The following is a 12026-nucleotide window of genomic DNA, read 5'->3' as shown; positions in this document are numbered from 1 at the left end:
AGTGGGTCTTTCGAGCTCGTAACTTGGAGCACATGACGACGAACACGACTGCCACGCAGGGCACTTCCGACATCCACTCCGACATCCACTCCGACATCGACTCCGCCATCGCCACGGCCGAGGCCGCGCGGACCCGCCTGGACCTGGCGAAGTCCGCCCCCAAGGTCTTCCGCGCCATCGTCGGCTTCGACGCCGCCGCCCGCGCGGGCTTGGACCCCGCACTGGTCGAGCTGATCCAGATCCGCGCTTCGCACCTCAACCACTGCGCCTACTGCCTCCACATGCACACCAACGACGCCCGCAAGGCCGGCGAGAACGAGGACCGCCTGCACCTGGTCGCCGTCTGGCGCGAGGCCCGCCACTTCTACACCGAGAAGGAGCAAGCCGCCCTGGCCCTGACGGAGGCGGTGACCCTGGTGGCTGACGGCGGTGTCCCCGACGAGGTCTACGCCCAGGCCGCGGCACACTTCGACGATCAGGAGCTGGCCCACGTGCTGGCCCTGATCCTCACGATCAACACGTGGAACAGGGTGGCGCTGGCGACCGGGAAGGTGGCGGGGACGGACGAGCGGCGCTAGCGGAGAGGGGAGGCGGGGGACGCGGCTGGAGGGCCGCTGCTCGCAGCGCCGTCCGGCAGCAGTTCTTTTTGCCGCGACCGCCGCCCCGTCAGACCGTCATGGGCCGGTCGTACGGCGAGATCGGCGCCGGCAGTCGCGAACTCCCCGTCAGATAACGGTCGACGGCCGCCGCCACCGCCCGCCCCTCGGCGATCGCCCACACGATGAGCGACTGCCCCCGGGCGGCATCCCCCGCGGCGAACACGCCTGGCGCGTTCGTGGCGAACCCGGCATCGCGCGTGATAGTGCCGCGAGGCTCCAGCTCCAGCCCCAGCTGCTCGATCAGCCCGTCCCCCCGGTCGGGCCCCGAGAAGCCGAGGGCGAGCAGCACCAGGTCGGCAGGCAGCGTCCGCCCGGTCTCCGGCAGCGGGCGGCGCCGCACGTCCACCTCGGTCAGGTGCAGCGACCGCACGTGCCCGTCGGCGTCGCCCGTGAAGCGGAGCGTGGACGCCGCGAACAGCCGTGCGTCCGCGTTCGCCGCCGGTGCCGTCTGCAGATCGCGCGCCTCCTCGTGCGCGGCCGAGAGGCGGTAGATCTTCGGATACGTCGGCCAGGGCTCGGCGTCCTCGTCCCGCTCGGCTCCGGGCTGGGCGTAGATGTCGAGCTGGGTGACGGACGCGGCGCCGTCCCGTACGGCGGTGCCCAGACAGTCGGCCCCCGTGTCCCCACCGCCGACGATGACGACATGCTTCCCGGCAGCGGACATGGGGGACGCCTCCAGGTCCCCCTCGCACACCCGGTTGGCCAGCGGCAGATACTCCATCGCCTGCTGGATGCCGGTCAACCCCCTTCCTGGTACGGGAAGTTCACGCCACGCCGTGGCCCCGGTGGCGATGACGACCGCGTCGTAGCGGGACCGCAGTTCGGCCGCCCCGATGTCCCGCCCGACCGCCGTCGACGTCCGGAACTTGGTCCCCTCGGCCCGCATCTGCTCGATCCGCCGCTCCAGATGGTGCTTCTCCATCTTGAAACTGGGGATGCCGTACCGCATCAACCCGCCGATCCGGTCGTCCTTCTCGTACACCGCGACCGTGTGCCCCGCCCGCGTCAGCTGCTGCGCCGCGGCGAGCCCCGTCGGCCCCGACCCGATCACCGCGACCGTCCGCCCGGACAGCCGGTCCGGCGGGCGCGGTGGCGCGAAGCCGTCCTCCCACGCCCGATCGGCGATGGCGCACTCGACGTTCTTGATGGTGACGGCCGGCTGATTGATCGCCAGCACACACCCCGCCTCACACGGTGCCGGACACAACCGCCCCGTGAACTCGGGGAAGTTGTTCGTCGCGTGCAGCCGGTCGGCGGCAGCCCGCCAGTCCTCCCGGGACACCAGGTCGTTCCAGTCGGGGATCAGATTGCCCAGCGGGCAGGCGTCGTGGCAGAAGGGGATGCCGCAGTCCATGCAACGGTCCGCCTGTTTGCTGATGATGGGCAGCAGCGCCCCGGGGACGTAGACCTCGTCCCAGTCCTGGACCCGCTCCTCCACGGGCCGGCGCGGCCAGTCCTGGCGGGGGGTGGTCATGAAACCCTTGGGATCGGCCATGGCCGTCTTCCTCGCGTGCGCGTGCGACGCCCTGGAGGCGTGCGTCATCGGGCGACACTCTTCCCGCAACGATACGTCCCACCGGCCACCTGCGCAGAGTGGCTGACAGCGCTTTCTCCCCGGTTGCTCCGCGGGTTGTTCTGTGGGCCGCCCCGCGGATTCCTGGGCAGGCGCCGGCGGTCAGCTGATGGCCAGAACGAACGACACCGTCGCGGCGGCCGAGGCGACCGTCCGGACGTGGTTCCAGGCCGTCCACTCGCGCACATACGTCGGCCAGTGGGCGGCCGCCTCCGCGGTGCCCGCGTCCAGCTTGACCAGCGCTTCGTTGCGGGGCACGTTCGCCACCATCGTCACGCCGAACGAGCCGAACAGATACAGCCCGCAGCCCAGCAACAGCTCCACCGTGCCCTCGTCCGGCCAGAGCACGAACGTCACCACCGCGATCACCGCGCACAGCACCGCCGACCCGATGAACACCAGCATGAACGCCGGCATCAGCGCGGTCACGTTGATCGCCTTCATGGCGGCGACGCCCTGCGCGGGCGGCAGCGCGGCGAGCCCGCGCATCACGAAGGTGGAGAAGGCGCAGAACACTCCGGCCACCAGGCCGGTCCCGACCACACCGATCACAACGAGTACGAAGTACGGCCCATCGATCATGTCAACGTCAACTCCCGCATCCCGCCGAGATCCTTCCCGGCCCCATCCGTCACCTCAAGTGAAATCCTGTACGAGAACCGTGACCATGGCCGAGCGGCGCGAGCCCATACGTGAGCGTCCATGGGCGTGACCCGGACGCGCCACGAGCGCCACTCGGACCTGCCAGTGGGCGCTGCCCGGACCAGCCCGGACCAGCCACGGGCGCTGCTCGGACGAGGCAGAGCAATGTCAGCCGACCTCCGACACCTCCACCCGCCAGGCCCGCAACGTCGTCTCCACCGCCGCGGCGATCCGCCGCCGCGCCTCGTGCCGCGGCACCCCGCCCATCAGGATCTGGTCGTACGGCGTGTCCAGGTGCCGTACGGACGCCGTGACCGCCCATGTCACGGCCCCCTCGGACAAGGCACGCCCCGCCGCACTCCGCCCCACTCGTCCACTGCCCCGCGCCGAAGCGTGCGCGGCGATGTCCCGTGCCCGGTCCGCCGGGCACCCCGGGAAAAGCCGCCGGATCTCCGCCGCGAACGCCTCGGCGAACCGCACGTCCTCCCGCGCCCGCCGCTGGGCGTCCCGCGCCCGGCGCCGCCGCCGGGCCTCCGCGTCGGCCAGACAGCGCTGCTCCGCCCGGACGAGCCCCGCCTCCTCCACCAGGACGCCCTGCCGCTCGTAACGGCTCTTGCGCCGGTTGAACCGTACGACCACCGCCGACAGCGCACTCTCCTCCCGCGACCGGCGCGTCAACGCCGTGTCGCCACGCGGCAGGAACACCAGATGCCCGAGGTCGGCACAGTCGAGACACCGCGGCGCACCGTCCTCCAGCACGAGCATCTGCAACGGTCCCGCATGGCACTGCGCACAGCGCCGCCGCTTGAGGGGCTGAATGACCAGAAGGCCGTTACGGGGCGGGGGAGTTGCGAGAGGTGCCATACGGGGTTCATTCCCCTCGGAGCCGGTCCGTGGAACTATCCGGGAAACTACCCGGCGGGCCCTCGCACGGTCCCTGATCAGGCCCGCCGCCCCCCGCGAGGCGGCCGCACCACATACGCCTCCCAATCCCGCGCCGGAACCGCCTGCCGTTGAAGCGCGACGCCCGCGACCGGCACCTCCTGTCGCATCATGGGCCCTGTGCGACTCGAAGCGATCACCTGGGAACGGCTCGGCGACCTGCTGGCCGAGCGACTGCTCGACCTGAAGCCGGCCGACGGCAGCTCCTGGCCGCGCATCGCCTTCGACGGGGCTCCGGCAGCCCGCCCGGGAGACCTCGCCGAGAGGGTCGGGGACGCCCTGCGCATACGCGGCCGCCCCTCGCTCACCGTCGGCACGCAGGGGTTTCTGCGCCCGGCCTCGGTCCGCCTGGAGTACGGCCACCAGGACGTGGAGGCCTACTACGACGGCTGGTTCGACACCGGCGCCCTGTGGCGCGAGGTCTTCGGCCCCCTCGAACCCGGCGGCGACGGCCGCGTCCTGCCCGACCTGTGGGACCCGGCCACCGACCGGGCCACCCGCAGCCCCTACGTCCAACTCCCGCCCGGCGGCTTCCTGTTGCTGCACGGCCCCCTCCTGCTGCGCCACTGGTTCCCCTTCGACCTGACCGCCCACGTCCTCCTCTCACCCGGCGCCCTGCGCCGCCGCACCCCCGAGGCCGAGCGCTGGACCCTCCCCGCCTTCGAGCGCTACGGCCAGGAGACCGACCCGGCCGGCACAGCCGATGTCCTGGTCCGCGCCGACGACCCACGGCACCCGGCGTGGAGCGGGTGAGTGGAGCCGGGGGCGGAGGAGGAGCAGCAGGCGGCCCTCACTTTCTCCAAACACCTTTTGCATGCATGTGCATTTAACTACTCTGAAGCCATGACGTCCTCCACGAGTGATCCGATCTCCTTCGACGACTCCGTCCGCTCCCTGCTCGACGGCAAGAACTTCGCCGGCGTGGCCACCCTCGGTCCCGACGGCGCACCGCAGAACTCGGTGGTCTGGATCAAGCGCGAGGGCGACACCGTGCTCTTCTCCTCCGTCGACGCCCGCCAGAAGGTGCGCAACCTCCGCCGCGACCCCCGCATCAGCGTCTCGGTCTACGACCTCGCCAACCCCTACTCCTCCGTCGAGATCCGCGGCATCGCCGAGATCGTCCCGGACGAGGCCAAGCGATTGCCCTTCGAGCTCTCGCACAAGTACCTCGGCATCGACCCGCCCGCCGAGAAGGACGACGAGGTCCGAGTGATCATCCGTGTCGTCCCGCGGAAGATCGTGCGCTTCTCGGCCTGATCGGCGCCCACGCCCGCTGCCCCGGCCGGTGGCCGCGGCCGGTGGCCGTAACCGGTCTGCTCCGGGTGCGTCGGCCAGGTGTCACGGCGAGAATGAAGGGCGCCGGGACTAGCGGTGCGTCCCGCGCCGCGCCGGCCGTCCGGCATCGGGAGGTACTTCATGACCACTGCCGGAGACATCATGCACCGTGGCGCCCAGTGGATCCCGGCTCACGAGACCCTGGACCGCGCCGCCCAGCTGATGCGCGAGCTGGGCGTCGGTGCCCTTCCCATCAGTGACGAGAACGAAAGGCTCTGCGGCATCCTCACCGACCGCGACATCGTCATCGGCTGCGTGGCCATGGGCCGCGACCCGAGCAAGGTCACCGCCGGCGACATGGCCCAGGGCACCCCGCGCTGGATCGAGTCGAATGCCGACATCAGCGACGTGCTCCGGGAGATGCAGGACCACCAGATCCGTCGGCTCCCCGTCATCGAGAACAAGCGCCTGGTCGGCATGATCAGCGAGGCCGATCTGGTCCTGAACCTGCGTCAGGGCGACGTCGCCCACTGGGCCGAGAGCGTCTACGCCAGGACCGGCACGCCGACGACGCACTGACCCGGCGAACGCCCGACCGCACTCCGTCTGCCGTCCTCGTCCGGCCCGTCCCGGCGGGCGGGGGCGCACCGGAGCCGGCCGGTCGGCCGCGTCAGAGCCAACCGTTGCGCCGGAATCCGCGGTACAGCACCAGACACGCGACGGATATCACGCCCAGGACCAGCGGATAGCCGAACGTCCAGCGCAGCTCGGGCATGTGCTCGAAGTTCATCCCGTACACCCCGCACACCATCGTCGGCACGGCGATGATCGCGGCCCACGCCGTGATCTTCCGCATGTCCTCGTTCTGCGAGACCGTGACCTGTGCCAGGTGCGCCTGCAGGATCGAGTTGAGCAGTTCGTCGAAGGCGGCTATCTGCTCCTTGGCCCGCAGCAGATGGTCGGAGACGTCACGGAAGTAGGCCTGTATCTCCGGCTCCACCACCCTGATGGACAATGAGGCCAGGTCCTCGAGCGGGCGGCTCAGTGGAACCACGGCCCGCTTCAGCTCCAGCAGTTCCCGCTTGAGCTGGTAGATCCGGCCCGGGTCGGCCCGTGCGCCGTTCGCCGCGAACACCTCCGTCTCGACCTCGTCGATGTCCTCCTGCACCGAGTCGATGACGCTCAGATAGTCGTCGACGACGTGGTCCGCGATCGCGTGCAGCACCGCCGCCGGTCCCTTGGAGAGCTGCTCGGGGCTCGACTCCAGCTCCTCGCGCAACGGGCCCAGTGAGCCATGCCGCCCGTGCCGCACCGTGATCACGAAGTCCTGGCCGACGAACACCATGATCTCGCCGGTGTTGACGACCTCGCTCGTCGCCGTGAGCTCCTCGTGCTCGACGTAACAGACCGTCTTGAACACCGCGAACAGCGTCTCGTCGTAGCGCTCCAGCTTCGGCCGCTGATGTGCCTCGATCGCGTCCTCGACCGCCAGCGGGTGCAGTGCGAACAGCTCGGCGATGCCCGCGAACTCCTGGTCCGTCGGCTCATGGAGACCGAGCCAGACGAACCCGCCACCGCGCTTGCGCACCTTCTGCACGACGTCGACGAGATCGCCGGTCTCCGGGACCCGCACACCGTCCCGGTACGTCACGCAGTTCACCACCGAGGAGCCCAGCGGGGACCGGGCGGGGTGGCTGAGGTCGACGCGGGGGCGCCGTCGAGCCAGCCGTGCCACCTTGCGGAGGCCGCCGACCCTGCCGAGGCCGGTGACCTTCCGCAGATTCCCTGCCATGGACATCTGGATCTCCTTGCTTGGATCTCCTCTTGACGCGCGGCTCACCTCCGGGACGTTCCAGCCCCTTCGACTCGCTCGCGCTGCGCTGCATCTTTGCGCCCTGGCTCGCCAGTTTGCCAGGTGGGCGTGAGAGGTGGGTAAGCCTGTGGGAACGGGTGGTTCCGCTTGGTTCCCGGCTGTGGATGAAGGGGTCGTACCAAATTCGGGGCCGGGGCCGTACAAATTCGGGGCCGTCCTGCCGAGCGTCGCCCCATCCGGACAAGCCGGGCAACTGGGATGATCGCATCATGACGCGAACCGACGGGTATCTCCTCGACAACCGGCAGGCGGAGGCGGCCGAGCGCTTCGACGCATTCGCCACACTCTTCGACCCCACGACGTTCCGGCATTTCGAACGGTTCGGCATCGGACCCGGCTGGCGGTGCTGGGAGGTGGGCGCCGGCGGCACCTCGGTGGTGTCCTGGCTGGCCAAGAAGGTCGGCCCGACCGGACGGGTCGTAGCAACCGACATCGACACCTCCCTGCTCACCCCGGCCGCCCGCCCGCCGGTCGAGGTCCGCGTACACGACGTGGGCGCGGACGAACCGCCGGGGGAGGGGTTCGACCTGGTGCATGCCCGGCTCGTGCTCGTGCATGTGCCGGACCGCGAACGGGCGTTGCGGTCGATGATCGAGGCCCTGCGCCCCGGTGGCCGGCTCCTGATCGAGGACGCCGACCCCGCTCTGCAGCCCCTGCTCTGCCCCGACGAGTACGGCCCCGACCAGCAGCTCGCGAACCGCCTTCGGCACGGCTTCCGCAAGCTGCTCGCCGACCGCGGCGCCGACCTGTCCTACGGCCGCATGCTGCCGCGTCTGCTCCGTGAGGCGGGCCTGCGCAGGGTGGAGGCCGACGCGTACTTCCCGGTCACCTCGCCCGCCTGCGCCGCCCTGGAGTCCGCCACCGTCCGCCAGATCCGCGACCAGCTCGTCGCCGAGGGGATCGCCACCGACCAGGACATCGACCGCCACCTCGCCAACGTCGCCGCCGGGGGCATGGACCTGGCCACCGCCCCGATGATCTCGGCGTGGGGGCGCAGGGCACCGGAGGAGAGCGGAGTTGACATCACCTCAGACATCGGGGAGCCGGCGTCGCCTCCGCCACCGGAGAGCTGAGGTCCTTCAGTCACCGGAGAGCTGACACCGCTTCAGGTATCGGAGAGCTGACACCGCTTCAGGTACCGGAGTGCCGGCATCGCTTCCGCCGGCGTCGGCTGCCGTCACTCCGGCGCCGGCGGTCTTCCGCCCACTCGCTCCACCGCCAGCGCACCTGCCCGGCAACCCTCCCGCGCCGCGTCCTCGGGCCGGGTGCCCGCGAGCAGGGCCGCGAGGAAGGCACCGGTGAAGGCGTCGCCGGCTCCCGTGGTGTCCCTCGGCGCCGTCGGCATGGCAGGGACGTGGGCGCTCACGGTGCCCGACCTGGCCACCATGGCGCCGTCCGCGCCCTGCTTGGCGACCACCAGCGGGACATGGCGACTCAACTTGGCTGCCGCGTCCACCGCATCGGGCAGCCCGGTGAGCAGACACGCCTCGTCACGGCTCGGCAGCAGGACCTCCAGGCCCTCCACCAGGGTCAGGAAACGGTCGACGCCCAGCTCCACGAGGAAGCCCGCCGACGCCGGGTCCAGGCTCACCGGCACTCCACGCGCGCGTGCGGACGCCAACGCAGCCGTCACCAGCGCGCGGCTCGGCTCGGAGAACAGCAGGTACCCCGAGAGGTGCAGCCATGCGACACCGTCGAGCAGGGCATCCGACCAGTCGCCGGGGTCGAGCCGCAGGGACGCCCCGCTGTCGGTGAGGAACGTCCGCTCGGCAGCCGCGCCCGTGTCGACCAGGCAGATCACCGTCCCGGTCGGCGCCTGCGGATCCACCACGAGACAGGGCTGTACTCCGCTCGCCGTCAGCGCCCGCTCGTGCCACGCGGCAGCGTCCGCTCCCACGCGCCCCAGCAGCCGCACCTCCGTGGCGCCCCAATACGCCGCCCAGCAGGCCACATTGGCCCCGGCGCCGCCCGGCACCGTCCGGACGGCCGCCGCGGTGTCCGTACCCGAGGCGAGCGGTCCCCGGTGCCGGGCGATGACGTCCGTGACCACGTCGCCGACGACCAGCAGTGCGCCGTCGCGCCGGCCGGCCGGGGCGGACCCCCTCTCCGGCTCGCTCACGCCCCGGCCCAGGCCGCCGCGATGCGCCCCGCCAGCCGTACGTTGCCGCGCACCGCCGCGAGGTTGGCGCTCAGGGAGGCCCCGTCCGTGTGCCGTACCAAGTAGTCCAGGAGGAACGGCGTGACCGCCTGACCCGTGATGCCCTGTTCCTCGCACGCGTGCAGCGCGTCGGCGAGCACACGCGCGTGCAGCTCGGGATCCAGCTGCTCCTCCTCCGGCACCGGATTGGCGACGATCAGCGCCGACTCCGGCCCGCCGAGCGCGTCCTGAGCGCGCATCACCTCGGCCACCTCTGGCGGAGACCCGAGCGTCCAGTCCACCGGATGCCCCGAGTCGGACAGGTAGAAGCCGGGGAAGCGCTCCGTTCGGTAGCCGGCGACGGCGACGCCGAGCGTCTCCAGGCGCTGCAGGGTCGCCGGGACATCCAGGATCGACTTCACGCCGGCGCACACCACCGTGATCCGCGCCCGCGCCAGCAGGCCCAGGTCGGCCGACTCGTCCTGCGTCACCGTCCACTCCCGGTGCACACCGCCGAGCCCGCCCGTCGCGAACACGCGTACGCCCGCCAGGGCAGCCAGCAGAGCCGTCGCCGACACCGTGGTCGCCCCGCTCGCCCCGGAGGCCACCGCGAGCGGCAGATCCCGGTGCCCCAGTTTGCGGATCCCGTCCTCGTTCGCGATCCGCTCCAGCTGCTCCTTGTCCAGGCCGACGTGGGGCCGCCCGTCCAGCACGGCGATCGTCGCGGGAACGGCACCCTCCTGCCGTACGACGTCCTCCAGCTCCAGCGCCACCTGCAGATTGCGGGGGCGTGGCAGCCCGTGCGCGATGATCGTGGACTCCAGGGCCACCACAGGTCGACGCGCGTCGACCGCCTCCCGTACCTCTTCCGACACCATCAGCACCACGCGCCTGCCTCCTGTCCGTCGGTCCTCCCTCATCTCTGGCGGGCGGCGCACCGGGTCAAACCCTTGCGGCATGTGTGAGACACCACCAGCCTGGAATGCATGACCGACAACACGACACGCCTCGACCACGTGGTTCTCTGGGTGAGCGACCCGGCCGCGTCGGCCGCGTTCTACGAGAAGACGCTCGGCATGCTGCCCGTCAGACTCACGGACTTCATCGCGGGCGAGGCGCCGTTCCCCTCGGTGCGCGTCAACGACGAGACCATTCTCGACCTCATGCCGATGACCATGGCGGAGCGCATGAAGATGCTCCCCGACGCCGCCCGCAGCGCCGGACACCCGGTCAATCACGTCTGCCTGTCCCTGCCGGAGGCCGACTTCCACGGGCTGCGCAGCCATCTGGAGGAGCAGGACGTACCGGTCTCGGAGTACTCGTACGACTCCTTCGGCGCCCGCGGCAAGGCCAAGCGCAGCTTCTACTTCCGTGACCCCGACGGCAACATCTTCGAGGCCCGGCACTACGACTAGGACGCCGAGCAGGGGGCCACGCGCGCGTGGCCCCCGTTTCTCGGGACGTCGGAGCCCGGGACGTCAGGCTGCCCGTAGGCCGTCCAGCGCCCCATGCGGATTCAGCACGTACTTGCGGCTGGCGCCCTGGTCGAACTCGGCGTAGCCCTGTGGTGCGTCCTCGATCCCGATCACGGTCGCGTTGACCGCCTTGGCGATGTGCACCCGATCGTGCAGGATCGCCATCATCAGGCCCCGGTGGTACTGCATGACCGGGCACTGTCCGGTCGTGAAGCGGTGGCTCTTGGCCCAGCCGAGGCCCAGCCGCACCTTCAGCGTCCCGGACTTGGCGTCCTGGTCGATCCCTCCGGGGTCGTCCGTGACGTACAGGCCGGGGATGCCGAGGGCACCGCCCGCGCGCGTGACGCCCATCAGCGAGTTGAGGACCGTCGCGGGGGCCTCCTGGGCGTTCGGGCCGTGGGCCCGCGCTTCGAAGCCGACCGCGTCCACTGCGGCGTCCACCTCGGGTTCCCCGAGGATCTGCGCGATCTGCTCCTCCACACTGCCCTGCGAGACGTCGACGGTCTCGCAGCCGAAGCTGCGCGCCTGGGCCAGGCGTTCGGGGTTCAGGTCGCCGACGATGACGACGGCGGCGCCCAGCAGATGCGCCGAAGCGGCCGCCGCGAGCCCGACCGGGCCCGCCCCGGCGACGTACACCGTCGAGCCGACGCCCGCACCCGAGCTGACCACGCCGTGGAAGCCGGTCGGGAAGATGTCCGACAGCATCGTCAGATCGAGCAGCTTCGCGCGCGCCTGGTCCGGGTCGGGGAACTTCAGCAGGTTGAAGTCCGCGTAGGGGATCATGGCGAACTCGGCCTGTCCGCCGACCCAGCCGCCCATGTCGACATAGCCGTACGCGGCCCCGGGCCGGGCCGGGTTCACGTTCAGGCAGATGCCGGTCTTGCGCTCCTTGCAGTTACGACACCGCCCGCAGGCGATGTTGAACGGTACGGAGACGATGTCGCCGACGTCGATGGTCTCGACGTCCGGACCCCGTTCGACGACCTCTCCGGTGATCTCGTGTCCTAGTACCAGCCCCTCCGGCGCGGTCGTCCGCCCGCGCACCATGTGCTGGTCACTTCCGCAGATGTTGGTCGCGAGGACCTTGAGAATCACCCCGTGCCGACACTTGCGGCCGACGTTGTCGGGGGCGACTCCCGGTCCGTCCTGCAGCTCGAGCGAGGGATAGTCGATGGACCTGACCTCCACCGTGCCCGGCTTGAGATACGCCACTGCCCTGTTTCCGCTCATGCGTGATCGCCGTCCCTTCGGCCCGGGTCTTCCGGATGCCAGTCGGATGCCAGCGGCTGTGCGTATGGCCGAGTCTGCTACTACAGATGGGCTCCGGCCAGTCCTCGCGGCTACCGGAAGCGCCCGGTCTGCTTTGGCCCTGCGCGAGCCGCGCGGGCAGGGCTTGCGTCCCGGGCGGACGGGGCGGACAGGCGGACCGGGCGGGGCGCCCCGGACGAGC

Annotated in this window: 12 protein-coding genes and 1 pseudogene; 6 read left to right on the top strand and 7 right to left on the bottom strand. The window is 70.9% G+C overall.

Going from position 1 to position 12026, the window contains the following annotated elements; genetic code table 11:
- The first annotated feature begins 32 nt into the window (after positions 1-32).
- Positions 33-578, top strand: coding sequence for a carboxymuconolactone decarboxylase family protein (locus AB5J55_RS10215; RefSeq protein ID WP_369270345.1), 546 nt, complete (start codon positions 33-35; stop codon positions 576-578).
- Between the two features lie 88 nt (positions 579-666).
- Here the strand turns inward: AB5J55_RS10215 and AB5J55_RS10210 are convergent, their stop codons facing one another.
- The 3 genes from AB5J55_RS10210 to AB5J55_RS10200 all read right to left on the bottom strand — a co-directional run bounded on the left by AB5J55_RS10210 (position 667) and on the right by AB5J55_RS10200 (position 3738).
- Entirely contained in the window at positions 667-2154 is a 1488-nt protein-coding gene (locus tag AB5J55_RS10210; protein ID WP_369270344.1) for a glutamate synthase subunit beta, read from the bottom strand.
- A 180-nt stretch (positions 2155-2334) separates the two neighbouring features.
- Entirely contained in the window at positions 2335-2814 is a 480-nt protein-coding gene (locus AB5J55_RS10205; protein ID WP_369270343.1) for a DUF1772 domain-containing protein, read from the bottom strand.
- A gap of 228 nt (positions 2815-3042) precedes the next feature.
- Positions 3043-3738 (bottom strand): DUF2293 domain-containing protein, encoded by a 696-nt coding sequence (locus tag AB5J55_RS10200; RefSeq protein WP_369270342.1) that lies wholly within the window; start codon positions 3736-3738, stop codon positions 3043-3045.
- A 189-nt stretch (positions 3739-3927) separates the two neighbouring features.
- Between AB5J55_RS10200 and AB5J55_RS10195 the strand changes: the two genes are divergently transcribed.
- The 3 genes from AB5J55_RS10195 to AB5J55_RS10185 all read left to right on the top strand — a co-directional run bounded on the left by AB5J55_RS10195 (position 3928) and on the right by AB5J55_RS10185 (position 5670).
- Positions 3928-4569 carry a uridine kinase gene (locus tag AB5J55_RS10195; RefSeq protein ID WP_369270341.1) on the top strand — a complete coding sequence of 214 codons (642 nt, stop codon included), beginning with the start codon at positions 3928-3930 and terminating at the stop codon, positions 4567-4569.
- A gap of 90 nt (positions 4570-4659) precedes the next feature.
- Complete coding sequence (locus tag AB5J55_RS10190) at positions 4660-5073, top strand: PPOX class F420-dependent oxidoreductase (protein WP_369270340.1); 414 nt, start codon at positions 4660-4662, stop codon at positions 5071-5073.
- A 159-nt stretch (positions 5074-5232) separates the two neighbouring features.
- Complete coding sequence (locus tag AB5J55_RS10185; RefSeq protein ID WP_369270339.1) at positions 5233-5670, top strand: CBS domain-containing protein; 438 nt, start codon at positions 5233-5235, stop codon at positions 5668-5670.
- 91 nt (positions 5671-5761) lie between these two features.
- Here AB5J55_RS10185 and corA read toward each other — a convergent pair whose 3' ends face one another.
- Positions 5762-6889 (bottom strand): magnesium/cobalt transporter CorA, encoded by a 1128-nt coding sequence (gene corA, locus AB5J55_RS10180; protein ID WP_369270338.1) that lies wholly within the window; start codon positions 6887-6889, stop codon positions 5762-5764.
- Between the two features lie 284 nt (positions 6890-7173).
- On the opposite strand from corA, the pseudogene AB5J55_RS10175 reads away from it, so the two are divergent.
- A pseudogene (locus AB5J55_RS10175) lies at positions 7174-7962 on the top strand (methyltransferase); the annotation flags it as partial.
- A 179-nt stretch (positions 7963-8141) separates the two neighbouring features.
- On the opposite strand, the gene AB5J55_RS10170 reads toward AB5J55_RS10175, so the two are convergent.
- Positions 8142-9083, bottom strand: coding sequence for a carbohydrate kinase family protein (locus AB5J55_RS10170; RefSeq protein WP_369270337.1), 942 nt, complete (start codon positions 9081-9083; stop codon positions 8142-8144).
- On the bottom strand, positions 9080-9988 hold the full coding sequence (locus tag AB5J55_RS10165) for a pseudouridine-5'-phosphate glycosidase (protein ID WP_369270336.1): 909 nt from the start codon (positions 9986-9988) through the stop codon (positions 9080-9082). The genes AB5J55_RS10170 and AB5J55_RS10165 overlap by 4 nt, the downstream gene beginning before the upstream one ends.
- Positions 9989-10087: 99 nt before the next feature.
- Here AB5J55_RS10165 and AB5J55_RS10160 point away from each other — a divergent pair, with 99 nt between their 5' ends.
- Positions 10088-10516: a VOC family protein gene (locus AB5J55_RS10160; protein ID WP_369270335.1), complete on the top strand. Its 429-nt coding sequence runs from the start codon at positions 10088-10090 to the stop codon at positions 10514-10516.
- Between the two features lie 63 nt (positions 10517-10579).
- On the opposite strand, the gene fdhA is transcribed toward AB5J55_RS10160, so the two are convergent.
- Positions 10580-11806, bottom strand: coding sequence for a formaldehyde dehydrogenase, glutathione-independent (fdhA, locus tag AB5J55_RS10155; protein ID WP_369270334.1), 1227 nt, complete (start codon positions 11804-11806; stop codon positions 10580-10582).
- Between the last annotated feature and the right edge of the window lie 220 nt (positions 11807-12026).

This window comes from Streptomyces sp. R11 (genome assembly GCF_041051905.1).
In the GTDB taxonomy this organism is placed as follows: Bacteria; Actinomycetota; Actinomycetes; order Streptomycetales; family Streptomycetaceae; genus Streptomyces.
The sequence above is the reverse complement of the archived record's forward strand: the minus strand, read 5'-3'. Positions and strand labels throughout refer to the sequence as shown.